Origin of the sequence: Aquabacterium sp. NJ1, from assembly GCF_000768065.1 — a bacterium.
Classification (GTDB): Bacteria; Pseudomonadota; Gammaproteobacteria; order Burkholderiales; family Burkholderiaceae_C; genus Aquabacterium.
The window spans coordinates 2988222-3015000 of the sequence record NZ_JRKM01000001.1 but is presented as its reverse complement, the minus strand read 5'-3'; the positions used below and the strand labels follow the sequence as shown (position 1 = coordinate 3015000).

Genomic DNA, 26779 nt, shown 5'->3' with positions numbered 1-26779 from the left:
TCATCCATGTAGAGGACCAGGCTCAGATCAGGGAAGCGGGTGTCGACGTCGGGGCGTTCGCCGAAGCGGTCGCGCATGTCGTCGCAAACGGCGTCTTTCACGCGCAAGGCTGCGAAGTTGAGGCTTTGCAGGTGGCTGCGGCGCGAGGTGACGTCAACGCGGATGGTGTTGCGGGGGGTGATCCACTCGCTCCAGTTGACGGTGCGGGCCAGGTGGTAGATGTCGTCTTCGTGGCGGTAGACGCGGGTGGCGACGCGCCACAGCACGCGCTGCGCGAGGCGGCTCTCCAGGTTGAGGCGCATGGCGAAGTCGGCCAGGGCGGCGAGACGCTCGGGCTGCGTGCGCAGGTCGGGCGAGGGCAACACTTCGATGCCGCCGCGCGACTCGTTGACCACGGCGCGGTTGTCGACGATGCGCGCGACTTCGGCGGCCAGCAGGGGTTCGACGCCGGCGGCGCAGGAGAGGTAGAGCGCCGCAGGGCGGTCGGCAGCAAGCACGGGGGCGCCAGTGCGAGGCCGATCCGACGGGTGGGTCGATGCGCCGAAGGTCCCGGACGGGCCCGCAGGGCGCGGGCGTTGCGGCGCGCCGGATGCACGCGAGCTTGCTGGGGCGCTGTCGCGATCGCGCTCGCCACGCTCAGCACGCGGATCGCGGTCGCCACGCGCATCACGCCCGACTTGCTCTTCACGAAGAGTTGCGCCTGGATGGCGGGCTTCGCGATGCTCGGCCGGCTGCGCAGGCGCGGTCTTGCGGGCTGCTGGACGATCGGATTGGCTGGCGCGCGGGTCAGCCGACTCGCGGGGACCCGAGGGGCGGCCTGTGGCCGAGGACACGACGGGGCGACGAGGGGGCTTGATGGGCATGGTGGACAGGAATCAGTTGGTGATGCGTTCAGGCACGCAGGATGGCCAGCACATCGGAGCGGAATTCTCGCCGATACAGGACCCACAGGACGGCCAGGGTGCCCAAGGCAAAGGCCACGGGGGACACGAACCAGCCGATGACGGCAAAGGACATGTAGTAGGCGCGCAGGCCGTCGGCAAAGCTTTCGGCGGCCATGCCCATGAGCTTGCCGGCACGGTTGGCGAACTCTTCGCGGTCGGCTTCGCCACGCTCGAACACATCGGTGTTGGGGGCGGCGCCCACCAGGATCGCGCCAAAGGAGTAGACGCGCATGGACCAGGTGAAGCGGAAGAAGGCGTACACGAAGACGGCCAGGAGCACGATGATCTTGATGTCGAACACCAGCATGGAGGTGCGCGCGGCAAAGGGCAGGTCCTTGACGAGTTCGTTGGCGCGCTCGTTGGTGCCCAGCACGGCGAGCAGGCCACCCAGGACCAGGATGGTGGTGGAAGCCCAAAAGCTGGGGCTGCTGGCGAGGTTCTGCGCCACCGCGGCGTCCACGATGCGCTGATCGCGGTGGGTGACCTGGGCCATCCACAGGCGCCGGTGGTGGTTGGTGCTGGCCAGCAGAGTGCTTTCAACCTTGGCGCGGTGGCTGGCGAACAGCGCATAGCCGATCCAGCCGAAACAGAACAAGGCAAGCGCAGCCCAGTCCTGCCAAGGCATGAGGCCGACGAGGTGCGTGAGCGAAGCAAACATGTTGTGTAAGGTGATGCGGTGGAGGGCACCCATCTGAATCGATGCCTGTGTGCTGTGTCAAGCGCGCGGGGTTAGCGTGCAGAGCCGGGCAGCAGGTTCAAGCTGCGAATTCAAAGCGCCTTGCGCAGGTTGGCCGGCGCGATCTTGAGGGCTTCGCGGTATTTGGCCACGGTGCGGCGAGCCACCTGGATGCCCTGCTCTTCCAGCATGTTGGACAGCTGCGAATCCGACAAGGGCTTCTTGGGGTTCTCGGCGGACACCAGTTGCTTGATGAGCGCACGCACGGCGGTACTCGATGCGTTGCCGCCCGCTTCGGTGTTGAGCGAGGAGCCAAAGAAGTACTTGAGCTCGAAGGTGCCGAACGGGGTGTTCATGTACTTGGCCGTGGTCACGCGCGAGATGGTGGACTCGTGCAGGCCGAGTTCGTCGGCGATCTCGCGCAGCACCAGCGGCTTCATGGCGATTTCGCCATGGGTGAAGAAGTTCTTCTGCCGCTCGACGATGGCATTGGAGACACGCAGGATGGTGTCAAAGCGCTGCTGGATGTTCTTGACGAACCAGCGGGCCTCTTGCAGGCGTGAGCTCAAGGCCGTGTGGCTTTCGGTGGCCGCGGTGCCGCGCGGTGAGCGCGTGGAGCGCAAGGCCTGCGCGTACAGATCGTTGATGCGCAGCTTGGGCATGACATCTGGATTGAGCACGACCTTCCAGCCCCGGCCCGATTTCTGCACGATGACGTCGGGCACGATGATGTTGGCTTCGGCGCGTGTGAAGGCGCGACCGGGCTTGGGCTCCAGCGTGACGATGAGGCCTTGCGCGGCCTTGATCATGGCTTCGTCGGCGCCGGTGGCGGCCATCAGCTTTTTGGTGTCGCGACGGGCCAGCAACTCGAGGTGATGCTGGCAGATGAGGATGGCGACCTGGCGTGCCTCGCTGACGGGCAGCATGCGCAATTGCAGGACCAGGCACTCCGACAAATTGGCTGCGCCGACGCCGACGGGCTCCAGGTTCTGCAACCAGCCCAGCGCACAACGCAGGGTGGACAGCAGCTCTTCGCGCGTGTCTTCATCGGCGCCTTCAGGCAGCAGGCTCAGCGCGATGTCTTCGAGCGAATCAGCGAGGTAGCCATCTTCATTGAGCGACTCGATGAGGATGTCGACGGCGGCCATGTCCTTGGCGCTCAGGCGGGTGCCACCCAGTTGCTGGCGCAGGTGCTCCTGCAAGGAGATGGAGACGGCATTGCGTTCGAGCGGGTCGTAGTCATCGTCCTCGCCCTGGCGCGAGGGCGTTTCGCGGATGCCGTCGAAGTCATCGCGCTCGGTGCCGTTTTCCCAGTCGTCGCGTTCGGTGGTGCCCAGCTCGGCGGTGTCGAGCGCAGGGGTTTCAGCTTCGCCGGTGCCGCCTTCACGGTCGGCGCCACTGTCTTCGGTGCTGACGCGTTCGTTGCGCTGGCGCTCGAACTCGGCGGTGGCCGCGGTTTCGAGCGGCGAGAACTCTTCTTCAGGCTCCAGGAAGGGGTTCTGCTCGAGCATCTGCTCGACTTCCTGGTGCAGTTCCAGGGTGGACAGTTGCAGCAAGCGGATGGACTGCTGCAGCTGCGGGGTCAGCGCAAGGTGTTGGGACAGCCGGAACTGCAGGGATGGCTTCATGGCGGCTGACTACCTGTTGCTCGCGCTCACATGCGGAAGTGCTCGCCGAGGTAGACCTTGCGGACCTCGGCGTTGTTGATGATGTCAGCCGGGCGGCCTTCAGCCAGCACACGCCCTTCGCTGATGATGTAGGCCCGGTCACAGATGCCGAGGGTTTCGCGCACGTTGTGGTCGGTGATCAGCACGCCGATGCCGCGCGCCTTGAGGAAGCTGATGATGCGCTGGATCTCGATCACGGCGATCGGGTCCACGCCGGCAAAGGGCTCGTCCAGCAGGATGAAGCGAGGCTGGGTGGCCAGGGCACGGGCAATCTCGACGCGGCGGCGCTCGCCACCGGACAGGGCCAGCGAGGGGCTGGTGCGCAGTTTCTCGATGCTCAGGTCGTGCAGCAAGGTGTTGAGGCGCTCGTCGATGACGGGCTTGCTCAAGCGCTTGCCGTGCTCATCGACCTGCAGTTCCAGCACGGCGCGGATGTTGTCTTCGACATTGAGCTGGCGAAAGATGGAGGCCTCTTGCGGCAGGTAGCTCAAGCCCAGGCGCGAGCGCTGGTGGATGGGCAGGCGCTCGACGCGCTGGCCGTCGATGTCGATCTGGCCGGCATCGGCACGCACCAGGCCCACGATCATGTAGAAGCTGGTGGTCTTGCCGGCGCCATTGGGGCCCAGCAAACCCACCACTTCACCGGCCTTGACGGCGACGTGGACGTCATGCACGACGGTGCGGGCGCCGTAGCGCTTCTTGAGGCCCTCGGCGCGCAACTGGCTGGTTTCGACGGAGACGGTGGGCGTGGACACGGACATGGTCAGCGCGCGCCTTCCGGTTTCGACAGGCCGGTGGCCGGGGTGAGGTTGACGTCCTTGTCCTTGGGGGCGGGTGCCGGCGTGGGCTCGCCACCGCGCGGGGTGATCACCCCACGCACGCGGCCTTTGGTGCTCGTGGTGTTGCCCGCATTGCCCACGACCTGGAAGACCGCGGTCTTGTTGTCGTAGATGATGGCCTGGCCGGTGACCTCATCGGTCAGCGTCACGCCCTTGAGGCGGCGCATGACGGCGCGGCCCGTGAAGTGCACGGTGTCGTCCTTGCCTTCGTAGACGACCTTTTCGGCTTCGCCTTCGATGGACTCGTCCATGCCTTCGCGTTTTTGCTTGAAGTAGGCCCGCCCACCGGGGCCACCCAGTGCGGTGGCCGTTTGCGTGCCGTCGGTGTTCTGGCGCACTTCCACTCGATCCGCGTGCACCGTCATGGTGCCTTTGGTGATTTCGACGTTGCCGCTGAGGATGTTCAGGCGCTGCGCGTCGTCCACCCGGGCGGAATCGGCCGCGAAATTGAGCGGTTGCGAGCGGTCGGACTTCTCGGCCCAGGCGGGCACGGCCCACATCGCAGCAAGCAAACCGCAAGCCCAAGTCAGGCGAGAAAGATCAGGGAAAGTCAGCAGCATCTTCGGCATGAATTTTGCATTCATTGTAGCCATGAAGCGCTGCGCCGTGGTGGTCAATTTGGCGAAACCGGCGCACCACGGTCGGGTTTGCACACACTGCGACAGGGGCGCAACAGCCCCTGTGTCAGGTGAGGGTCAACGGGCCTTGCGCGCCTTGTTGATCAAGAAGTCGGTGGTGGCCAGGGCCTTCTCGGGCGTGCCATTGAGGCCCACCGAGGTGTAGTACAGGCCCGCGATGCCCACGGTGGGCACGCCGTCGATCTTGTAGGCGTCGGCCAGGGTACGGGCCTGGCGGCACTTGGTCTGCACGCCAAACGAGTCCATCACAGCCAGGAACTTGGCCTTGTCCACGCCCTGCTTGGCGATGAAGTCGCCGATGAGCTCGGGCTTGTCCAGCTTGAGGCCTTCTTCGTGGATGGCGTGGAAGACCTTGGCGTGCAGCGTGGGCAGCAGGCCCATGGCTTCCAGGGCGTAGAACAGGCGCTGGTGGATGCCAAACGGGTTTTCGCGGAAGGCCACAGGCACGCGACGGAAGAACACATCGGCCGGCAGCTTGGCGGCCCAGGCGGCCAGGTAGGGCTCGAAGTGGTTGCAGTGCGGGCAGCCGTACCAGAAGAACTCGACCACCTCGATCTTGCCCGCGGGGGCAGCGGTGGGCGCGGCCTGGGACAGCTTGACGTAGTGGGTGCCCTCGACCGGCTCGCCACCTTGCGCCAGCGCCAGACCTGGCAGCAGGTTGGCACCCATGCCCAGACCCACGGCACCCAGGGTCTGGATAGAAAACTCACGGCGGTTCATGAAAACGTCCTTTCGGTAAGCCCTAGGCTTTTATTTCTGAATGCGGACCAGGGCCGAATCGATGCCTGCGGCCTGCAGCTTGACACGAAGCTCGTCGGCTTGTTCACGCTGGGCAAAAGGCCCGATACGGACACGGTACATCGTGCGGCCGTTGACTTCGCGCTCCTGGATGTGGGGCTCAAGGCCCATCATGGCCAGCTTGGCGCGTTGTTGTTCGGCTTCGGCCTGGCTGCCATAGGCGCCGGCCTGCACTTGGTAACTCAACGAATCAGCAGGCGAAGTGGTGGACACGGCCTCACCCGAGAGGATGGCGGCCGGGTTACGGGCGCTGGATGCGGCACCGCTGGCGGCCTTGGCCGACTTGGCCGCGCTGGCGGGTGTCGAGGCCGGCGCAGCCACGGACGCGGGCGCAGGCGCCACCGGGATCTCCTGGCCGGCAGGCAGCGCGGCACCCGAGGCACCCTCGGCCGCCGAAGCCGGCGCCTCTTCCACTTGCACCGCATGCGGCTTGGCGGGGTTCTTGCCGTACAGCGGGCTGTTCGGATCCCAGTTCTTGTTCTTTTCGGCCTCGGCCGCGTCCTGCTCGGCGGTGCGCTGGGGCACCTTGTCGATGAAGGGCAGCGGCACCTTGGTGATGTAGAGCGCCACACCGAGGGCGAGCGCCAGCCCGATCAGCAGGCCGACGATCATGCCGAGGAAGAAGCCTCCGCGTTGAGATTTCATGTTGAGGGTGTCCTCTTTGGTGACGCTGGATGATGCTGGGATGACCGGCGTCGATCACATCTTTTCGGGTGCGCTCACGCCCAGCAGCGACAGGCCGTTGCGCAGCACCTGCGCGGTGGCCGTCAACAGCGCCACGCGGGCGCGGCTGAGTTCGACATCATCCACGAGGAAACGTTCCGCGGCGTAGTAGCTGTGGAAGGCGCTGGCCAGATCACGCAGGTAGAAGGCCACGTCGTGCGGGGCCAGGCCTTGTGCGGCCGCGGTCAGCATGCCGGGGAATTCGGCCAGCCGGGTCATCAGCGCCAGTTCGGTGTCGGCGGTGAGCAGGCTCAGATTGGCCTTGGCCAAGGAGGCCAGATCACCACCGCTCTTCTCGACATACTGGGCACGCACGGAGTGGATGCGGGCATGGGCGTACTGGACGTAGAACACGGGGTTCTCGTCGTTCTGCTTCAAGGCCAGGTCAACGTCGAAGGTGAACTCGGTGTCGGCCTTGCGGCTGATCAGGAAGAAGCGCACGGCGTCCTTGCTGGTCCACTCGATCAGGTCGCGCAGGGTGACGTAAGAGCCGGCGCGCTTGGAGATCTTGACCTCCTCGCCGTTCTTCATCACGGTGACCATCTTGTGCAGCACGTAGTCAGGCCAGCCCTGGGGGATGCCGACACCGGCGGCTTGCAGGCCGGCGCGCACGCGGGCGATGGTGCCGTGGTGGTCGGAGCCCTGGATGTTGACGCACTGCTGGAAGCCGCGCTCCCACTTGGCAATGTGATAGGCCACATCGGGCACGAAGTAGGTGTAGCCGCCGTCGGACTTGCGCATCACGCGGTCCTTGTCGTCACCGTAGTCGGTGGAGCGCAGCCACAGGGCACCGCCTTCTTCGAAGGTCTTGCCGGCGTCTTTCAGCTTTTGCACCGCGGCCTCGACCCGGCCCGAGGTGTACAGGCTGGATTCGAGGTAGTAGTTGTCGAAGCGCACGTCGAAGGCCTTGAGGTCCAGATCCTGCTCGTGGCGCAGATAGGCCACGGCGAACTGGCGGATGCCGTCGATGTCTTCGGGGTCGCCGGAGGCGGTGAACTCGCGGTCGTCGGCCTTGACGGTCTTCCTGGCCAGGAAGTCGTTGGCGATGTCCTGGATGTAGTCGCCGTTGTAGGCGGACTCGGGCCAGTGTTCGTCGCCAGGCTTGAGGCCCTTGATGCGCGCGTGCGTGGACCAGGCCAGGGTGCTGATCTGCACACCGGCGTCGTTGTAATAGAACTCGCGGGTGACGGCCTGGCCCTGTGTTTCGAACAGGTTGCACAAGGCATCACCCAGGGCGCCCTGGCGGCCGTGGCCGACGTGCAGCGGGCCGGTGGGGTTGGCAGAAACGAACTCGACCAGCACCTTCTTGTCAGACGCAGGCTGCCAGCCGAACTTGTCGCCGGCGGCCAGCACATCGGTCACGATGGCCTGCTTGGCTTCGGGCTTGAGACGCAGGTTGATGAAACCCGGCCCGGCGATTTCAACGGCCGACACCCATTGCTGCACGGCGGGTTGTGCCTGCAGGGCGGCGACCAGGGCGGTGGCCAGCTCACGGGGGTTCTTTTTGAGGGACTTGGCCAGCTGCATGGCGGCCGTCACGGCGAGGTCACCGTGGGCGGCTTGCTTGGGGGCCTCGAAAACGGGCGTCAACGGCGTCAGCGACGCATCGGCGTCGGGCGCCACCTGGCGCAGGGCCACACCCAGGGCAGAAAGAAGGTCACGCTTGGCTTGAATCATGGCGGGGATTCTACGAGGGCGGGCCGCGTTTGCCCTGGATCTGTGTAAAGCGCCAAGAAATGCACACTTTGACGGGGCCTTTTCAGCCGGCGGCAAAGCGCGCACAGTGGGAGGATGGCGTCATTGGCTGCCAAAGGGTCTTTTTGCGGATCCTGGGGCGCGCAACACACTGGGCCACCATGGGTGACATCGACATCGACCTCGAAACCGGGCTGATCGGCAAGTACCGGATCCTCAAGCGACTGGGCGAAGGCGCCACAAGCGAGGTCTTCCTGTGCCGGGACGATTTCCATGACCGCGATGTCGCGATCAAGCGGGTGCGCTCGTCTGCCCTGGGTGATGCGGTGGACGGGCCGGTGTACGCCCGCTTCTTCGCTGCCGAGGCTGCCCTCGTGGGCCGCCTGCAGCACCCCAATGTCGTCCAGATCTTTGACGCCGTACCGGACCCGACATCGCCCTATGTGGTGATGGAGTATGTGCCGGGCACCACGCTGCGCACGTATTGCCGCCACGACCAGTTGCTGCCTCTGGAGCTGATCGTTGAAATCGGCTTCAAGTGCGCGATGGCGCTGGGTTATGTGTACCGCCAGGGCCTGATCCACCGTGACGTGAAGCCGGCCAACATCCTGGCCATCACGAATGCGCAGGGCGTGGTCACCGATGTGAAGATCACCGACTTCGGCAGTGTGCTCAACCTGGCGGCGGACTCGACCCAGGTGCACCAGGTGGGCTCGCTGGCCTACATGTCGCCCGAGCAGCTGGATGGGCAAGTGCCCGACTGCCGCGCCGACATCTACGGCCTGGGCGCCGTGCTCTACCACCTGGTAGCGGGCAAGCCGCCGTTTGATGCGCCCTCGCAAGCGGCGCTGATGAACCAGATCTACAACCAGGACGCGCCGCCGCTGGCTGGCATGCGCTCGGGCGTGAACGAGGCCGTGGACAAGGTCATCCTCAAGGCCCTGGCCAAGGACACCAAGGACCGCTACGCCAACTGGGACGAGTTCGCGCAAGCCCTGTCAGGCCTGATCACGGAGCACAAGGTGCCGCGTGGCCACCTGCAGGGCGTGCTGGACTCCGAGCGCTTCAACCTGCTGCGTTCGCTCGACTTTTTCTCGACCTTCGGCGACGTGGAGTTGTGGGAAGTGGTGCACCGCGCCAAGTGGCAACGCTTTTCGTTCGGGCATGCGTTGTACCGCCGTGGCGAGGAAGGGCGCACCTTCCACATCATCGCGCAAGGCAGCGTGGAGGTGTACCGCAATGCCAAGCGCGTGGCGCTGCTGGGCGCAGGCACGTCCGTGGGCGAGATGGCCTACCTGGCGCCCAGCCCGGAGTTGCGCCGCCACAGTACCGACGTGGTGGTGACCGAACCGACCACCACCATCTCGTTCACGCCTGAGGCCATGCAGCAGCTGAGCCCGGCCTGCCGGCACCTGTTTGACGAGGCCTTCATCCGCGTACTGGTGAGGCGCCTGCATGCGGCGCACGAAGCGCTGGCGCACCCGCGGCGGATCATGTGATCGCCCCTGATCGGCGCACGGCGCTCGGCCCCGGCGCCATTTGTCTGCAAAAGCAAGGCACGCGACGTCATCCGGAATATGAGCTGACGCGTTGAGGGTCAAGACGTGGCCGCATTTCGCCTGGCCCGCCTGCCCAATCAACCATACGGAGCTCTGACATGCGCACTCTGATTGCTTCCATTTCTCTGGCCCTGCTGTCCACCCTGGCCCACGCGAGTCCCGCTTGCGAAGCCAAAGCCGTCGACAAAAATGGCAAGGCCCTGGCCGGTGCTGCCAAGAACAGCTTCATGAAGAAGTGCGAGAAGGAAGAAGGCGGTGCCGCTTGCGCCACCAAGGCCGTGGACAAGAACGGCAAGCCGCTGGCTGGCGCTGCCAAGAACAGCTTCATGAAGAAGTGCGAGAAGGACGCTGGCGCTGCTGCACCCGCTGCGTCCAAGTAAGCGCATTCACAGCGACAAGCACCCGGCCCACGCCAGGTGGTGTCTACAGGCCCTGCGGGGCCTGTTTTCATTGCTGACGACGCCTTGGGCCTGGCTGCGGGTCATCAACGCGTCCACACACCCCGCGCCAGCAGCGTGGCCGCCAGCGGGATCAGCACCAGCAGGTGGGCCTCCAGCATGATGAGCTTGCGCACGCTGCGCACCTCGGCTTCATCAGGCAAGGCGCCCGTGGCATCCAGTTGCTTGCGCCAGCGCGTGAAGCTCATGGTGGGCTTGATGGAGATCAGCCCGATGACCACAAACAGAGTCAGCTTGAGGTGCAACAAGGGCTGCTGCCAGTACCAGCCGGTGCCCTTCATGCCCCACCAAGTGCGCGCGACACCGGTGAGCAGCACCGCGATCGCGGCGGCCAGGTAGATCAGATCAACACGGGCCAGGCGTCGCACCACGGCCGCATTGAGCCATTCGGCGCGACACAGCGCGGCCTCGCTGGTCAGGAAGACCACCACACTGAGGATGGCCACGATGTGGGCGTACGCAAGCAGGGATTCGAGCAACATGCGCCCATCATGCCGGCGCAGCGGTACTGCCTTGCCAATAACCCGGGTCGCCATAAGCCTCTTTGACGAAATCGATCCACAAACGCAGGCGCAGCGGCAGGTGCTTGCGTTGCGCAAACACCGCATAGATGCCGTTGGGCGGCGCGGCATGCTCGTCAAGCACGCTGACCAGGCGGCCGGCACGCACATCGGCCTCGACCTCCCACCAGGAGCGCCAGGCCAGGCCCAGCCCCTCCAGGCACCAGGCGTGCAGCACCTGGCCGTCCGAGCAGTCCAGCCGGGTGGGCGGCCGCACGTAGGCGAGCTGGCCATCGGTCATGAAGGCCCAGCCACGCGTCTGGCTGGCCTCAGAGCTCAGGGTGAGGCAGTCGTGGCGGGTGATGTCTTCCGGGCGCATGGGACGGCCGCGTCGCTGCAGGTAGGCGGGGCTGGCCACGCACAGGCGGCGGTTGTCGGCCAGGCGCACGCTCACCAGGCTGGAGTCCGGCAGATCGCCGACCCGCACGGCGCAGTCAAAGCCCTCGTTGACCAGGTCGACCAGCCGGTCCGACAGGTTCAGGGACAAGGACACCTCGGGGTGCAGGCCCACGAAGCGCGGCACCAGGGGCGCCACATGGCGGCGCCCGAAGCCGGCCGGCGCCGTGATACGCAAATGCCCGCTGGCCTGCAGCCCCCCGGCGCTGACGCTGGCCTCGGCATTGGCCAGGTCAACCAGCAGGCGCTGCGCGTCTTCCAGAAACGCACTGCCTTCGTGCGTGAGGCTGATGCGCCGCGTGGTGCGCACCAGCAGCTTGACGCCCAGGCGCTCTTCCAGGGCGTCGATGCGCCGGCCGATCACGGCTGGCGCCACCCCCTCGGCCGTTGCCGCCGCGGTCAGGCTGCCCTTCGTGGACACAGCCACAAAGGATTCGATCTGCTTGAGTCGATCCATGGTTCCTCACCCGCTGCCTGTGCGCGACCCCAGGCTGGCCACTTCTTCTGAACGGTGGATGTTGATCAGGTCACGCAGGCAAGACAATCCGGGGGCAACCCTGTTTGTCCGATCCGCCACGCCTGGGCCAGCAATTAGTGCAAAAAAGTCATCAATCAATGGATTTTTGCATTGGTAATGTTTAAGCAAGTATCGAATAAACTGCTCGCACTGAAAACAGGCCCGCCACGTGCTGGCGTTGGAAGCCTGTTTCCCTTCTACTGATCACCCCTTTCCTTGACGAGGTTCACCATGACCGCACGCACCACCGTCCACGGCCTGCAAGTTGCCACCGAGCTCTACCGTTTCATTGAAGACAAGGTGCTGCCGGGCACTGGCGTCGACAGCGCCAAGTTCTGGGCCGGCTTCGACAAGATCGTGTCCGACCTGGCCCCCAAGAACGCCGCCCTGCTGGCCGAGCGCGACCGCATCCAGGCTGAAATGGACGCCTGGCACACCGCCAACCCCGGCCCGATCAAGGACTTCGGCGCCTACAAGGCCCAGCTGGAAAAGATCGGCTACCTGGTGCCCGTGCCTGCTGACGTGAAGGCCACGACCACCAATGTGGACGCCGAACTGGCCCTGCAAGCCGGCCCGCAGCTGGTGGTGCCCATCCTGAATGCGCGTTACGCCCTGAACGCCGCCAACGCCCGCTGGGGCAGCCTGTACGACGCCCTGTACGGCACGGACGCCATCCCCGAGACCGACGGTGCCGACAAGGGCACGGGCTACAACCCCGTGCGTGGCGCCAAGGTGATCGCCTGGGCCCGCAACTTCCTGGACCAATCGGCTCCGCTGGAAGGCGCTTCGCACAAGGAATCGGCTGGCTACGCCATCGCTGGCGGCAAGCTGGTCGTCACGCTGACCAACGGCAAGACCACCGGCCTGCAGAACCCCGCTCAACTGGTGGGCTACCAAGGTGACGCCGCCGCGCCCAAGAGCGTGCTGCTGGTCAACAACGGCATGCACGTCGACATCCAGATCGATCGCAGCACCAACATCGGCAAGACCGACGCCGCTGGCGTGTCCGACCTGATCCTCGAAGCCGCCGTGTCCACCATCCTGGACCTGGAAGACTCCGTGGCCGCCGTGGACGCCGAAGACAAGGTGCTGGGCTACAGCAACTGGCTGGGCATCCAGCAGGGCACGCTGTCCGAAGAAGTCGCCAAGGGCGGCAAGACCTTCACGCGCACGCTCAATGGCGACCGCGTCTACACCGGCCCCAACGGTGGCGAAGTCAAGCTGCATGGCCGTTCGCTGATGTTCGTGCGTAACGTCGGCCACCTGATGACCAACCCGGCCATCCTGTGGGGCGCCGAGGGCAAGGAAATCCCCGAAGGCATCATGGACGCGATGATCACCACGACCATCGCCCTGCACGACCTGCAAGGCCACGGCAAGATCAACGGCCAGGCCATCCGCAACTCGCGCACCGGCTCCGTCTACATCGTGAAGCCCAAGATGCACGGCCCTGCCGAAGTGGCCTTCGCCGCCGAGCTGTTCGGCCGCGTCGAACAAGTCCTGGGCCTGCCTGACAGCACCGTCAAGCTGGGCATCATGGACGAAGAGCGCCGCACCTCGGTGAACCTGAAGGCCTGTATCGCCGCCGCTTCGAGCCGCGTGGCCTTCATCAACACCGGCTTCCTGGACCGCACCGGCGACGAAATGCACACCGCCATGCTGGCCGGCCCGATGATGCGCAAGGGCGACATCAAGAACAGCGCCTGGATCGCCGCTTACGAGCGCCGCAACGTGCTGATCGGCCTGCAGATGGGCCTGCGTGGTCGCGCCCAGATCGGCAAGGGCATGTGGGCCATGCCCGACCTGATGGCCGGCATGCTGGAGCAGAAGATCGCCCACCCCAAGGCCGGTGCCAACACCGCCTGGACGCCTTCGCCCACCGCCGCCACGCTGCACGCCACGCACTACCACCAGGTGAGCGTGGCTGCCATCCAGCAAGACATCGAGAAGACCGGCGAAGATCCCCAGTCGCTGCTCGACAAGCTGCTGACCATCCCCGTGGTGGAAAGCGCCAACTGGTCGGATGCCGACAAGCAGCAAGAGCTGGACAACAACATCCAGGGCATCCTGGGTTATGTGGTGCGCTGGATCGACCAGGGCGTGGGCTGCTCCAAGGTGCCTGACATCCACAACGTGGGCCTGATGGAAGACCGCGCCACGCTGCGTATCTCCAGCCAGCACGTGGCCAACTGGCTGCACCATGGCGTGGTGACCGAAGCCCAGGTGCGCGAGACCTTCAACCGCATGGCCGCCGTGGTCGACAAGCAGAACGCGGGCGACAAGCTGTACCAGCCGCTGGTGGCCAACCCCAACGGCGCCGCCTTCCAGGCCGCCCTGGATCTGGTCTTCAAGGGCAAGGAACAGCCTTCGGGTTACACCGAGCCGCTGCTGCACGCATGGCGCCTGAAGAAGAAGGCACAAGGCTGATCGATCAACGATCCAGCATGAAAAAAGGCACCCCGCGGGGTGCCTTTTTGTTTGGGTGCGTACCGCGCTCAGAAGGCGTACTGCAGGCCAGCGCTGAACAGGTGCAGGTTGCCGCTATCACCGCTGGCATCCTCGCCATGCGTCAGGTCGTACGAAAAGGTCGCCTTCAGGTTCTTCTGAAGCGCGTACTCCAGGCCCAGCCCCAGGTACAGCTGCGAAGTGGACTTGGAACTATTGGGGGCAAAGTTGTATTTCTCATCCATCGTCACGCTGGCCAGGCCAATGCGGGCCACGCCGGTCAGGTCACGGCCCACGGGAGCACGGAATGCGGCGTTGATCACCACCGCACTGGCGTCGAGTTCAGCATGCAGCGGACCTGCATCGTTGGTTGCCTGACCAAAGTCGAGGTAGCCCAGCTCGGCAGACACACTGGCGTTGAGATGGAAACCACCGTACAGCTTCAGCCCCAAGCTACTGTCTTCGCACGAGCCCACCGAGCCGTTGCACGCATCAGCAATCTTTGCGTAACCCAGACCTGCGCCCATATACAGCTGCGCCATCGCGCCGGAAGCGGCAGTGGCCATCACAGCGGCCAACATCATTTTCTTGAACATGGATTCTCGATTCAAACATCTGCAGCACGACTGCTGCGGCGCCCGCATTTGACCACCAAGTCGGGCGGGTTACCCCCTCCATTTCAGGGGGAGGAACTGTGACATATGAGGGCAATCGATAACATCCCCCCGACCACTTACTTATGAAAAGCATTGATACAAAAGTAAAATAACCGTGTGAATTCCGTGAGATTCACTGATGCGTGTTTTGCACACATCAAATATTTCGCAAATCTTTCAGGATTTTTTAATATGTTGAAGTTCAAGTCCATCGTGGTCGGCGCCATCGTCGCCTCTTGCGCCGTTTTTGCCCATGCAGAAGGTGCTGCCACTGATACCAAAGCCCCCGGTTCTGGCCCCAACCCCTATACTGACTGCGGTATCGGCGCCGCCCTGTTCTCCAACACCGGCTGGGCTGCCGTCACCTCCAACGTGATCTGGGACTTTGGTATCACTGCCCTGACCTCGGCCACCGCCAGCCCCCAGACCTGCCAAGGCAAAAAGGTTGTCGCCGCCGTCTTCATCCGTGACACCTATGAGCAACTGGCTGAACAAGCCGCTCAGGGTGCTGGTGAACACCTGACCACCGTGTTCAACATCATGGAATGCGCTTCGGGTCACCAGGCTGCTGCCATCGCTGCAACGCGCGAATCCATGGGCGCCATCGTGTCGCAGCCCGGCTTCGCCAACCAGCCTCGCCTGCAAAAGGCTGCTCAGTTCTACGGCGCCGTGGATGCAGCCGTCGCTCAGCACTGCGCAGTCTGATCGTTGATCAAATGACGCGCCGCAGGCCGCCAGGCTCATACCTGGCGGCCTGCTTACTTGGCGCCGCCACGCACAGACTTCATGTATTCCTTCGTCCCCATCTGGATGCGCCTGCTGATCACGGCTGCACTTTGCTGCCTGTATTCCGCCTCGACGCGCGCCGACATCGGCAACGCCCCGACCACTCAAGGCATCGCGTTGCAAGCCCTTGCCCAGGATCCCACCTGGCTCAAACTCGGACACTACGAACCCGCATCGGATTCGCCGTCAGGCTGGCGCAGCGCCATTCACACCGAAACGTTTTTCCTGAATAGCCGGGACGGGCGAGATAGCCCATTGTCGGAATTGCAGGCCACACTCGACGCCTTGCGCTTGCCTGCTGATGCAAAGCCAGACGACGAACACGCCCAATGCCGTTTTCCGGCACGCACACTCTGGCTGAAAAAGAAGCTGGCCGGGCAGCTGAACTTTCCATCGGTATCCTGTCCTCGTTGGGATGCCTGGGCGGGCAGCCGCCAGATCACGTCCATCAGCCTGGTATTGGCGTCCGGTTTTCTGGGAAACCCCGCCTCATATTACGGACACACGCTGCTGAAGTTCAACACCGACCCCAGCCGCCGGCTTACCGCACTGCAAGACCTTTCCATCAGCTACGGGGTGATTGAAGATGGTTCGGACAGCCCCTTTGTCTACATCGTCAAAGGCATCCTCGGCGGATATGACGGCGGCTTCAGCGATATTGAATACTATTTTCATCGCAATCAATATGGCGAAATCGAACTGCGAGATCTATGGGAATATGAAATCAATCTGTCGCCCGATGAGGTCCAGTTCGTTTCGGCGCATGCCTGGGAAGTATTGAACCGCCGTTATCAATATTTCTTCTTCCGCAAGAACTGCGCCTTCCGCATGGCCGAAATCGTGCAGATCGTTGAAGGTGTCAACATTACGCCGCCCAATCGCCCATGGACCATTCCGCAGGCCACTTTGCAACAAGCGGGACGCGAACGTCGAGCAGATGGCAGCCCCTTGTTGAAATCGGTCAGATATGCGCCGTCCAGGCAGAGCCGGTTTTATGCCAGCTTCAATGCCCTGGGCGCGCAGGAACGGCAGGTCTTCTTTGACCTGGTGGCGCACGAGCAGGCGTTGACCCAAGCCCCCTACCGTGCGCTCCCCCCCGAGGGGCAACGCGCAGTCGTGGATGCAACCATCGACTACTACCAGTTCATCACGGACGCGGCACAGCGCTCATCCGGCAAGCTGCACCCGGTCTACACCGCTGCGCTGGCTGAACGCTTCCGGCTTCCGCCAGCCCCCAAGACGGCAGAGGCCGTTGCGCCGCAAGCGCCACATCTGGGTCGCGCGCCGGGCTGGTTTCAAGCAGGATGGATGGACAGTGATCGCCAGGGCCAAGCGGGCTTCGTGCGCATTCGCGCCGCGTACTACGACCCACTGGACTCCGATCAGGGACACGTGCCCTACAGCGGACTCACCATGGGCGACCTTCGCCTGAGGTTCAAACAGCAAGGCATCCGGCTCGACCAGTTGGATCTGGTGGCGATCAACAGCGCCAATCCTGGTGTGACCGGGCTGGCCGGCGACCGAGGGCAAGTCTGGCAGATCAAGGTTGGTGCCGAGCCTGTCAAACCGGGCTGTGAAGACTGCCTGGCGGCCAAGTTGCAAGGCGACATCGGCATGGGCCGACGCCTCATGAGTGGCCTCTTTTTGGCGGTCCGCGCCGGCGGTGCCGTGCAGGGCAAAAGAGCCGACCAAGGTCTCGGTTACGTCAAGGCCGGCACAACCTTGATCTGGCGGCCGAACCCGGACTGGGGTACCGAAATCAACATGGAATCGCGCTGGCCCGCTGGCTCGGAGCAGGCCCGCTACAACGTGCTCAAGGCCGAATGGCGGTATGCACTCGGCAGAAGCTATGACATTCGCATCCAGCATGAGCACAGCAGCGGTGAACATGGCGGGGCCAGGACACTGCTGGGCATCGGGCGCTACTGGTGAGCGCCCCTGTCTGCGCGGCAAGGTCGATCAGAACCCGTACTGCGCACCAACGCTCAACAGGTGTGCCGAGCCGCTCTGGCGACCGGTGTCATAGCTGGTGAAGTCTGCGCCGCCCACGAGCTTGAACTGCTTGTTGAGCGAATACTCCAGGCCCAGGCCGCCGTACACCTTCAGATTGGAAGACGAGCTGGCGAACGCGCCGGACGACTTGGCATCCACATAAGCCACACCCAGGCGGGCCACACCGCTGAGCGCCGGCGTGAACTTGGGGTGGATGGCGGCGCCAAAGGTCAGCGCAGACACCTCGATCGACTGGACGGTGACGAAGGGGATGGTGACGTTGGCCTTGCCAAAGTCAATGTAGGCCACTTCGAGCGCCAGACCAGGCAGTGCAGCCTGGTGCGACACGTCAAAGCCGCCATACAGCTTGAAGCCGGTGTCGCCGTCGTCACACTGCGTGCCCAGGCCACAGTCGATGTCGATGTGGCTGGAGCCGATGGTGGCGCCAATATAGTTTTCAGCAAAAGCCGAGGCCGACAGAGCCAGCGCCAAAGCGCCCAGAGCGATTTTCTTCATGATGATGTTTGACCCGATCAACGAGCTGCGGAAAATGAAGCGCGAATCTTGCCTGGGGCAAGGCCGCTGAAGCCCCCCTGAAGCAGGGATGGCTCGCCTGCGATTCTGGTAAGGACTGTGGGCGATTGTTTCCAAAGGATCAAAAGGCGTATGCACCCGGTACCGCGGCTACACCAGTCGGGCATACCCGTTTACCCCTCTTCATGGGGTTGGCGCTCGCATTTCATATCGCGCCTAGAATGTTTTTTGGAAGGCATGGGGCCGTCCAACTGAGACTGTTACAAAGCTAGGAGTTAACTATGAAGAAGATCGTCGTCGCCGCTTTGGTGACTTTGGCTGCCGCATCGTCCATGGCCGCCCAGAACAACGTCGGCAGCTGCGGCTGGGGCTCGAAGGTGTTTGAAGGCAAGTCGGGCATCGCGCCCCAGGTGCTGGCCGCCACCACCAACGGCACATCCGGCAACCAGACCTTCGGCATCACCTTCGGTACCTCGGGCTGTACGCAAGACGGCGTGGTGTCCTCCAGCTGGCGCACCGCCATGTACATCGACGGCAACCGCGTGGCCCTGGCCCGTGACGCCGCCGCCGGCCAAGGTGAAAGCCTGGACACGCTGGCCGAGCTGATGGGCGTGAAGGCCGCTGACCGCGCCCTGTTCGCCTCCACCATCAAGGGCAACTTCGCCACCGTGTTCGCCAACGACCAGGTTGCCGTCAACCTGAAGTCCGTCCTGGCTTCCAACGCGCAACTGGCTGGCTACGCTGCCGTCATCTGATGCATCGGGGCTCCAGCATGGGGCCCTGGCTCATCAAGGCCGCCATCGCGCGGCCATTCCATGCCCAGCCACGCGCTGGGCATGTCTCATTCAGGTAGGCCTCAGGCAGGACAAGACGGTGCGAATTCGATTCTGGTTGATGAGCGTGCTCGCGCTGGCGAGCACCTTGAGCGGCATGGCCCACGCGGCATCCGCAGCCGACACGGCAACCCCATCCACATATCTGCAAAGCCTGCAACAGGCCGCCCGCCAGCAGGGCCTGGCCCGCAGCGCCATGTGGCGCACCTTGTTGCACTACAGCGTGCAGCCGCTCACGCGTGTGGACCGCAGCCTGGCTGACGACCCCGACTTCTTTCTGGCGCCCGATGGCGCGCACAACCCCGAGCACGAGCTGGACGCCACGCTGGCCGCCTTCTTCGACCCCAGCGCGCACCACGCCCTGGATCAGCCCGCCGCCTGCCGCTTCATTGCACGCTTTCAGTGGCTCCAGGAACAGCTGCACTTCGACGCGGCCCAACTGCCCACGCCCGATTGCCCACGCTACACACAATGGCGGCAAGGCATCAAGGCAGACCGGGCCACGCTGATCTTCCCGTCGGCCTACATCAACAGCCCGGCGTCCATGTATGGGCACACCTTCATCCGCCTGGATGCGCGGCCTGAACCCGGCCAGACCTGGTCCCCCATGCTGTCTTATGCGGTCAGTTATGCCGCCAATGGCAACGAGGCCGATGGCCTGGCCTTCGCGTTCAAAGGCCTGACGGGCTTGTATGCCGGCCAATTCACCAACGAGCCCTACTACCTGCGCATCCGCGATTACAACGACCTGGAAAACCGCGACATCTGGGAATACGAGCTCAACCTGACACCCGTCGAGATCAACCGGCTGCTGGCACACGCCTGGGAGCTGGGCCCCACGCGCTTTGACTACTACTTCTTCGACGAAAACTGCTCGTACCACCTGCTGTCGCTGCTGGATGCGGCCCGGCCCGAGTTGCAGCTGACCAGGCAGTTCACCTGGTGGGCCATCCCGCTGGACACGGTGCGGGCTGTGACGCAGACACCCGGCCTGCTCACGCGCATCCAGTACCGGCCTTCCAACAGCACGGAGCTGCGTTACCGCGCCCAGCTGCTGGGCCCACAACGCGCACGCCTGGCGCAACAACTCAGCGAGGAGACGCTGTCGCCGCAAGCCCTGGCACAGCAGGAGCCCTCGCCCGAACAACGCGCGCTGATCCTGGAGACGGCCGAGCGGCTGGTCTCGTATGAAGCCACGCGCAAGGACAGCACCGAGGCCGCCACGCAAAAGCAGCGCATGGCCTTGCTGGCCGCCCGTGCGGCCCTGCCTGCGGGCACGCCGATCACCGTGCCCACGCCGATCAAGGACCCCACCCAAGGCCACGACACCGCCCGTGTGGACGTGATGCTGGGGCAGCGCCAAGGCCAGGGCCTGGTGATGCTGCAAGCCCGCCCGGCCTACCATGACCTGATGGACCCGGAAGACGGCTACCAGCGTGGTGCGGCCATCCAGTTCTTCAATGTGGCCTTCACCAAGGCGGCCAATGGGCACCTGCAACTGGAGTCGTTCACGCCGGTGGACATCAGCTCGCTCAGCGCGCGCGAACCACTCATGGCCAGCAAGTCCTGGCGCGTGCACATGGGCCTGGAACGCAGCCTGGCCACCCGCGCCGATGGCACCCGCCCGCTGGGCCTCAACCTGCGCGGCGGGCCCGGCATGGCGACCGAGCTGATGCCGGATCAGCATTGGCTGGGTTATGCCTTCATGGACAACCAGGCGCGCTGGGACCGCGCCCTGCCTCAGCAGCCCTGGGCCGTGGGCAGCGGCATTGCCCTGGGCCTGCTGGGTGACGTCAATGCGCAGTGGCGCGTGCAGACCGAAGTCTTTGCCCGGGCCTATCTGGACAAGCAGCCCTTTGAGACCGGCCTGCTCGTGCGCACGCGCTACAGCCTCAACAAACAATGGAACCTGCACGCGCAGTGCGAGACCACGAAGCGGCGCGAGACTCGCGTCAACCAGTCCTGCCTGCTGGGGGTGCAGCGCTATCTGTGAAGTGAGGTGAGCTAAGGCGTGCGTTGTCGCGCGCTGTCGCGAGATCCTCCCCCTCCTGTGGCAGGATCGCGCGTCAACCGCCACCCTTGCGCACGCGCCACCATGCAGTCCATCAGCCCCCCCACCGGCACCGCCTACCCCCACCTGCTGTCCCCACTGGATCTGGGCTTCACCACGCTGAAGAACCGCGTGCTCATGGGCTCGATGCACACGGGCCTGGAAGATGGGCGGGACCTGAGCAAGCTGGCTGCCTACTTCCGCGAGCGGGCCGAGGGCGATGTGGGCCTGATCGTGACCGGCGGCTTCGCCCCCAATATCGCGGGCTGGGCCAAGCCCTTTGCCGGCACGCTGGCCACCTCGGGCGCGGCCAGGCGCCATCAGGTGGTGACGCAAGCGGTGCACCAGGCCGGCGGCAAGATCGCCTTGCAGATCCTGCACACGGGGCGCTATGCCTATCACCCACTGGCGGTGGCGCCTTCACGCATCCAGTCGCCCATCTCGATGTTCAAGCCCTTTGCGCTGTCCGCACGCGGTGTGGAGCGGCAGATCCGCGCATTTGTGAACTGCGCCGTCAAGGCACGTGAAGCAGGTTATGACGGCGTGGAGATCATGGGCTCCGAGGGCTACTTCATCAACCAGTTCCTGGCACGCCACACCAACAAGCGCAATGATGAATGGGGCGGCGATTACAGTCACCGCATGCGCCTGCCCATCGAGATCGTCGAGCGCACGCGCGAAGCGGTGGGCAAGGACTTCATCATCATCTATCGCCTCTCGATGATCGACCTGGTGCCCGATGGCTCCACGTGGGATGAGGTGGTCACGCTGGGCAAGGCCATTGCCCAAGGCGGCGCCAGCATCATCAACACGGGAATCGGCTGGCATGAAGCGCGTGTGCCCACGATCGCCACCAGCGTGCCGCGCCGCGCCTTCACCTGGGTCACGCAGAAGATGAAGGCCGAGCTGAGTGCAGCAGGCATCACCATCCCGCTGGTCACCTCCAACCGCATCAACACACCCGAGGTGGCCGAGGCCGTGCTGGCCGATGGTTGCGCCGACATGATCTCGATGGCCCGCCCGCTGCTGGCCGATCCCTACTTCGTGAAAAAGGCCGCGCAAGGCCGTGCCGACGAGATCAACACCTGCATCGCCTGCAACCAGGCCTGCCTGGACCACATCTTCCGCAACAAGCTCACCAGTTGCCTGGTCAACCCGCGCGCCTGCCATGAGACCGAGCTGGTGTTCAAACCCACGAGTGCCAAACGCAAGGTGGCCGTGGTGGGCGCAGGCCCGGCCGGTTTGACCGCGGCCACACTGCTGGCCGAGCGCGGCTTTGATGTCGACCTGTTCGATGCGGCCGATGACATCGGTGGCCAGCTCAACATGGCCCGCCAGGTGCCGGGCAAGGAAGAGTTCAACGAGATGCTGCGCTACTTCCGCAAGCGCGTCGAGCTCACGGGTGTGAAGCTGCATCTGCAGACCAGGGTGGATGCGGCCCGATTGCAGGCGCACGACGAGGTGATCGTGGCCACGGGCGTGAACCCACGTGACCCGAAGATCCCCGGCCAGGACCACCCCAAGGTGCTGAGCTACATCGACGTGCTGCGCCACCACAAGCCCGTGGGCAAAAAGGTGGCCATCATCGGCGCGGGCGGCATCGGCTTCGATGTGGCCGAGTACCTGGTGCACGACGGGCACTCCACCACGCTGGACCTCGAAGCCTGGAAGGCCGAATGGGGCGTGACCGACCCGGCCCTGTCACCCGGTGGCTTGAGCACCGCCAAGCCGCAGGTTATACCGCCTGCACGCGAGGTGGTGCTCTTGCAGCGCAAGAAGGGCAAGCTGGGCGCCGGCCTGGGCAAGACCACGGGCTGGATCCACCGCACCACGCTGAAGATGAAGAACGTGGAGATGGTGGGCGGCGTGAACTACGAACGCATCGGCGACGAGGGCCTGCTCATCAGCTACGGTGAGGAGCGCAAGGACCCGACCTGGATCGCGTGCGACAACGTGGTGCTGTGTGCGGGCCAGGTGCCCTTGCGTTCACTGGCTGATGAGCTGCAGGCGGCAGGCCGCAAGGTGCACATCATCGGCGGGGCGTTTGAGGCGGGTGAGCTGGACGCCAAGAAGGCCATTGACCAGGCCGCGCGGCTGGCGGCACGGCTGTAACCCCTCTGTTCGGGGCGGCCCTGTCCGAGGGGGCTAGCCCCCTCTGGCTGAGGGGCACCGCACCGCCCCACGCCGACGGCGCGCGTGCAATACTCGTCAAATGTGGCATCAACCCGCAGGGCTCAGCCACAGCCCGCCCACTGAAGCCTTTGCGCACGATGTTCAGCACCCCCATCAGTTTTCAAGACCGCATTCAGGCTACTGGCGGGAAAGCCTCCGGCTTTGACTACATGCGCTTGATCCTCGCCCTGACCGTGATCGCCTTCCACAGTGTGGTCACGTCTTATGGCCATGCTTACCAGAGCGCTTTCACTCAGACACCTTTCGGGCACTTGTTCTCGGTGATCCTGCCCATGTTTTTTGCGCTCAGCGGCTTCCTGGTGGCTGGCAGCCTGGAACGCGCCAAAGGTTTGACGACATTCCTGGGTTTGCGGGCGTTCCGGATTTTTCCCGCCTTGATCGTTGACACCATTTTCTGCGCCCTGATCATCGGCCCGCTCGTCACCACTTTGCCGTGGCAGGACTACTTTCAGCATGCCGATTTCCAGCATTACATGGGCAACGCGCTGGGCATCATTCACTACCATCTGCCTGGCGTCTTCCAGAACAACCCCTCGGACCTGGTCAACGGCCAGTTGTGGACCATCCCGATGGAGCTGGAGTGCTACATCGTGATCGCTGGGCTGGCCTTGTTTGGCACCCACTTGCGTCCACGCTTGTTCGCCGCCTTGATCCTGGGGTTCTCGCTGGTGCTGGAAGCCCGCGTGCTGTGGGCTGGTGCTTCGCCCTGGGCCGGCCGCACGCTGGTGATGTGCTTCCTGGCGGGTATTGCGCTCTACATCAACCGTGCCGCCATCCCCTGGAGCCGCGCGCTCTTCCTGCTGTGCGCCGCGTTCACGGTGGCCTCGCTGTTTGACCAACGCCTGGTCTACCTCTCGCCCTTCCCGGCCGCCTACACCACAGCCTACCTGGGCCTGACCAACCCGACCAAGATCGCGTTGCTCAAGAAGGGAGACTACTCCTATGGCCTGTTCCTGTATGGCTTCCCGATTCAGCAAGTGCTGGTGTACCAGTTTCCCTGGGCCAGAGACTGGTACCTCAACATCCTGACCGCCATTCCCCTGACCTTCATCTTTGCCGCCCTCTCCTGGCACTGGATCGAGAGCCCGATCCTGGAGCGCAAGGTCATCCTCAAGAAAATCCAAAGCCGCGTGCCGCGCAACCCCTTCGCCACGCTCCTGGCCGGGCGTCGCAGTGCCTGAGGCGGGCCCAGCCCCTTCCCCGACGACACCCTGACAGAACAGCCGCGCTCGCGGCCTACTTTGTTATCAAGGGGAGCCCCCTCGTGCCGGAGCCTCAGCGCCGGTCATCCAGCACAACCTGCTCGTCCATCCTGGCGAGCCACAAGGTGAAGGTGCTCCCCCTCCCGTGCTCGCTGTGCAGCGTCATGTGGCCGCCCATCAGCTCCAGGATCTCATTGACGATGGCCACCCCCAGGCCGGTACCGGGGATGTTGCCGGATTTGTCCGCGCGGTAGAAGCGCTCGCCCACCCGTGCGAGCTGATCCGGTGCCAGGCCCATGCCCTCATCCTGGATCTCAACCCCCACATGCGGTTTGCCTTGACGGTGCGCTGTCAGGATGCGCACGCGCACATCGCCACCTTGCGGTGAGTACTTGTAGGCGTTGGACAGCACATTGAGCACGGCCTGCTGCATCTTCTGGCGGTCCACCCACACCATGATGGGCTGCTCGGGCCAGTGGGTGAACGGCGCCTGACGCTGCGCGGGGAGCTTGAAGTCGCGGATGACCTCCTCCAGCAGCTCGGCCAGGTTGCACGCATTGAAGCTGAGGTCCTTGCCTTGGCGGGCATCGATGCGTGCCAGATCCAGCAGCTCGTTGATGATGGCCGTCATGCCTTCACTCTGGCGGTAGATGCGGCCCAGCAGATCCCTTTGTTTGTCGGGTGACAGCTCACGCGTGAGCAGCAATTCCGTGAAGCCGAAGATGCTGGCCATCGGGGTACGCAACTCGTGCGCAGCCATGGACAGGAAGGCGCTCTTCATCTGGTCCACTTCGGTTTCGATGGTCACGTCGCGCACGTGCAGCACCTGCGAGACGGTGCCGCCCTCGCTGCGGCTCAGGCGCATCTCCAGCATGCGCCTGGCAGGTGGCCGCATCTCAACGACCACACGCGTGGCATCCGCATGGTCTTTGGCCGTACCCTCGGCTGCGCTGGCCTGCTTGAGCGCAGCCAGTCCCTGGATCGACTGCCCTGGCTCGGCCCGTTCGAACAGGCGCGCGCTGAACGCCGCCTCCGTCAGCCCCAGCAGGGCCTGAGACGACAGGCCCGTGAGACCGGCCCATGCAGGGCTGATGTAGCTGACGCAGCCGGCCATGTCGAACGAGACAAAGGCGTCGGGCGACAAGGAAAAAATCGCCGACATCTGCTGGCTGTGTGCCCGCAACTGCGCCTGCGCCGCCTGCAGATCGGCCGTCATGGACTGCGCCATCTGCCTGGCCCACACCCGGCCCGTGTTCATCAGCCAGACAGACACCGCAGCCATGCCGCTGAGCAGCACGCCCAGCAGCACCAGCCACACCGCCATGACGTAGCCGTTGTCGATATCGAAAGCCGTGGTGGAGCGGATGCGCAGCGCCAGCGTCCGCCCACCAACAGACACGGTGTGGTTGGAGGTGAACTGGGGCGCCGGGGCCCGTTTGTCCGCCTGGTCATGCGGCATGGATGAGGCGAGCAATACCGTCGCCCGCCCGCCGCTGACGTCATACAGGGCGTACTGCGCCTGGTAAAGAAGAGACGGGTCCAGACCATCGAGCATACCCTCAAGGAGGATGGGCGCCGACACGAGGGCTTCCAGCGCCGCGCGGCGCTGCGCCACCGTCGCGACGGGCCAGCCCGGCTTGTAAAGCGGCAGGAAGTACAGGAAGGCTGGCCGAGGGTACCCGAGTTGCACCAGATGGACCTGGGCACTCAGCGTGGCCTCCCCCGTGTCGATGGCGCGTTGCAGGGCTTCTTGCCGGGCGGGCTCCGAGCTCACGTCAAAGCCGAGGGCCTGGCGATTGGGCCCCAGCGGCTCGATGGCATCGATCAGGTACAGCACAGGTGCCTGCCCCTCGGTGCGGACCTTGAATCCTTGAAACCCCTGCGCCTGCATCCGCGCCTCGTAGTCGGGCAAGGCCGCCCGAGGAATGGGTTTGATCAGGCTCAGGGCCAGCAGGCCGGGGTACTCGCGCCCGAGGTTGCGCGTCTTGACCCAGGTACTCAGCGCCTGGCGGTCCAGGACATGCCCCATGAGGGTCGACGCACTGGCGATGTCGCGCAGCCCGTCGGCGGCCCGATCAAAGCGGCCCTGCACCGTGCCTTTCAGGCTGTCGGCCACCTGCTCGAAACGTGCGTAAGCCGCATGCTGCGCTTGCCGATGCAGCCCCCAGGCCAACCACATGCTCAAACCAATGCCCAGCACGAACACCAGCCAGGGCAGCATGCGGACAGCCGCCAGCGAAGGCGCTGCCAGCACGCGCGCGCTTGCCGCGCGGGACACCATGCGATGGACCCGCCAGGTCAACAGGGGCGCCGCCATCACGGACAGCACCAGCGCATCCAGCAGGGCGTCCTGCCAGGCCGTCAACCCTGGTGCCAGCGAGGGCATCAGGAACATCACGACCACTTCGCACACGGCCACGATCAGCAGCAACTCGACCACCAGCCTGGCCGAGCCCAGTACATTGCGCCATGCCCGATGAATCATGCTTGATACACCCCCTGTCTGAGACCCGCAACTTACCCCGGATTGCGGATCAAAACATTTTGACTTTAAGCGTCATCTTCGGCTTTTCAGTACACGGCTTTAGGACAATACGGCTCGCTTGAGGATGGGAGAA

General features: G+C 64.4%; 22 protein-coding genes (1 of these 22 running past the window's edge). 9 read left to right on the top strand and 13 right to left on the bottom strand.

Annotated features, from left to right (window positions below):
- The 8 genes from JY96_RS12925 to argS form a co-directional block, all read right to left on the bottom strand.
- Positions 1 to 863: the beginning of a THUMP domain-containing protein gene (locus tag JY96_RS12925; RefSeq protein ID WP_081961233.1), read on the bottom strand. The gene continues 868 nt to the left of window position 1, outside the view; 863 of the gene's 1731 nt are visible here — the first part of the coding sequence; it begins with the start codon at positions 861 to 863; the stop codon falls past the left edge of the window.
- Positions 864 to 891: 28 nt separating this feature from the next.
- The gene (locus JY96_RS12920; protein ID WP_035042636.1) at positions 892 to 1602 is read right to left on the bottom strand and encodes a DUF599 domain-containing protein; all 711 of its coding nucleotides are present in this window, start codon (positions 1600 to 1602) and stop codon (positions 892 to 894) included.
- A 110-nt stretch (positions 1603 to 1712) separates the two neighbouring features.
- Positions 1713 to 3248: an RNA polymerase factor sigma-54 gene (locus tag JY96_RS12915; protein WP_035038014.1), complete on the bottom strand. Its 1536-nt coding sequence runs from the start codon at positions 3246 to 3248 to the stop codon at positions 1713 to 1715.
- Positions 3249 to 3274: 26 nt separating this feature from the next.
- Complete coding sequence (lptB, locus tag JY96_RS12910; RefSeq protein WP_035038012.1) at positions 3275 to 4048, bottom strand: LPS export ABC transporter ATP-binding protein; 774 nt, start codon at positions 4046 to 4048, stop codon at positions 3275 to 3277.
- Between the two features lie 2 nt (positions 4049 to 4050).
- Positions 4051 to 4695, bottom strand: a complete 645-nt coding sequence (gene lptA / locus JY96_RS12905) for a lipopolysaccharide transport periplasmic protein LptA (protein WP_235333914.1) — start codon at positions 4693 to 4695, stop codon at positions 4051 to 4053.
- A gap of 126 nt (positions 4696 to 4821) precedes the next feature.
- Positions 4822 to 5484, bottom strand: coding sequence for a thiol:disulfide interchange protein DsbA/DsbL (locus tag JY96_RS12900; RefSeq protein WP_035038010.1), 663 nt, complete (start codon positions 5482 to 5484; stop codon positions 4822 to 4824).
- A gap of 30 nt (positions 5485 to 5514) precedes the next feature.
- A complete protein-coding gene (locus tag JY96_RS12895; protein ID WP_035038008.1) occupies positions 5515 to 6207 on the bottom strand; it encodes an SPOR domain-containing protein in 693 nt (230 codons plus the stop codon).
- Between the two features lie 54 nt (positions 6208 to 6261).
- Positions 6262 to 7962, bottom strand: a complete 1701-nt coding sequence (gene argS / locus JY96_RS12890; RefSeq protein ID WP_035038006.1) for an arginine--tRNA ligase — start codon at positions 7960 to 7962, stop codon at positions 6262 to 6264.
- Positions 7963 to 8141: 179 nt separating this feature from the next.
- Here argS and JY96_RS12885 point away from each other — a divergent pair, with 179 nt between their 5' ends.
- Positions 8142 to 9479, top strand: coding sequence for a protein kinase (locus JY96_RS12885; RefSeq protein ID WP_035038004.1), 1338 nt, complete (start codon positions 8142 to 8144; stop codon positions 9477 to 9479).
- Positions 9480 to 9637: 158 nt separating this feature from the next.
- On the top strand, positions 9638 to 9919 hold the full coding sequence (locus tag JY96_RS12880) for a hypothetical protein (protein ID WP_035038003.1): 282 nt from the start codon (positions 9638 to 9640) through the stop codon (positions 9917 to 9919).
- Between the two features lie 104 nt (positions 9920 to 10023).
- On the opposite strand, the gene JY96_RS12875 is transcribed toward JY96_RS12880, so the two are convergent.
- Positions 10024 to 10479 (bottom strand): DUF2214 family protein, encoded by a 456-nt coding sequence (locus tag JY96_RS12875; protein WP_035038002.1) that lies wholly within the window; start codon positions 10477 to 10479, stop codon positions 10024 to 10026.
- A gap of 7 nt (positions 10480 to 10486) precedes the next feature.
- Complete coding sequence (locus tag JY96_RS12870; protein WP_035038000.1) at positions 10487 to 11410, bottom strand: LysR family transcriptional regulator; 924 nt, start codon at positions 11408 to 11410, stop codon at positions 10487 to 10489.
- A gap of 291 nt (positions 11411 to 11701) precedes the next feature.
- On the opposite strand from JY96_RS12870, the gene JY96_RS12865 reads away from it, so the two are divergent.
- On the top strand, positions 11702 to 13897 hold the full coding sequence (locus JY96_RS12865) for a malate synthase G (protein WP_035037997.1): 2196 nt from the start codon (positions 11702 to 11704) through the stop codon (positions 13895 to 13897).
- 68 nt (positions 13898 to 13965) lie between these two features.
- Here the strand turns inward: JY96_RS12865 and JY96_RS12860 are convergent, their stop codons facing one another.
- On the bottom strand, positions 13966 to 14511 hold the full coding sequence (locus JY96_RS12860) for an outer membrane beta-barrel protein (RefSeq protein ID WP_035037996.1): 546 nt from the start codon (positions 14509 to 14511) through the stop codon (positions 13966 to 13968).
- 252 nt (positions 14512 to 14763) lie between these two features.
- Between JY96_RS12860 and JY96_RS12855 the strand changes: the two genes are divergently transcribed.
- Both JY96_RS12855 and JY96_RS12850 read left to right on the top strand, forming a co-directional pair.
- Positions 14764 to 15276: a DUF3015 family protein gene (locus JY96_RS12855; protein ID WP_035037995.1), complete on the top strand. Its 513-nt coding sequence runs from the start codon at positions 14764 to 14766 to the stop codon at positions 15274 to 15276.
- An 81-nt stretch (positions 15277 to 15357) separates the two neighbouring features.
- On the top strand, positions 15358 to 17289 hold the full coding sequence (locus tag JY96_RS12850) for a DUF4105 domain-containing protein (protein WP_081961231.1): 1932 nt from the start codon (positions 15358 to 15360) through the stop codon (positions 17287 to 17289).
- Between the two features lie 27 nt (positions 17290 to 17316).
- On the opposite strand, the gene JY96_RS12845 is transcribed toward JY96_RS12850, so the two are convergent.
- The gene (locus JY96_RS12845; RefSeq protein ID WP_152606490.1) at positions 17317 to 17865 is read right to left on the bottom strand and encodes an outer membrane beta-barrel protein; all 549 of its coding nucleotides are present in this window, start codon (positions 17863 to 17865) and stop codon (positions 17317 to 17319) included.
- 299 nt (positions 17866 to 18164) lie between these two features.
- Between JY96_RS12845 and JY96_RS12840 the strand changes: the two genes are divergently transcribed.
- The 4 genes from JY96_RS12840 (at position 18165) to JY96_RS12825 (ending at position 24140) form a co-directional block, all read left to right on the top strand.
- A complete protein-coding gene (locus tag JY96_RS12840) occupies positions 18165 to 18638 on the top strand; it encodes a DUF3015 family protein (RefSeq protein WP_035037973.1) in 474 nt (157 codons plus the stop codon).
- A 118-nt stretch (positions 18639 to 18756) separates the two neighbouring features.
- Entirely contained in the window at positions 18757 to 20709 is a 1953-nt protein-coding gene (locus tag JY96_RS12835) for a DUF4105 domain-containing protein (protein ID WP_152606489.1), read from the top strand.
- A gap of 102 nt (positions 20710 to 20811) precedes the next feature.
- Positions 20812 to 22878, top strand: coding sequence for an NADPH-dependent 2,4-dienoyl-CoA reductase (locus tag JY96_RS12830; protein ID WP_035037971.1), 2067 nt, complete (start codon positions 20812 to 20814; stop codon positions 22876 to 22878).
- Positions 22879 to 23108: 230 nt separating this feature from the next.
- Positions 23109 to 24140, top strand: a complete 1032-nt coding sequence (locus JY96_RS12825) for an acyltransferase (RefSeq protein ID WP_161784319.1) — start codon at positions 23109 to 23111, stop codon at positions 24138 to 24140.
- Between the two features lie 94 nt (positions 24141 to 24234).
- On the opposite strand, the gene JY96_RS22290 is transcribed toward JY96_RS12825, so the two are convergent.
- Complete coding sequence (locus JY96_RS22290; RefSeq protein ID WP_052162473.1) at positions 24235 to 26646, bottom strand: CHASE domain-containing protein; 2412 nt, start codon at positions 26644 to 26646, stop codon at positions 24235 to 24237.
- Positions 26647 to 26779: the final 133 nt, after the last annotated feature.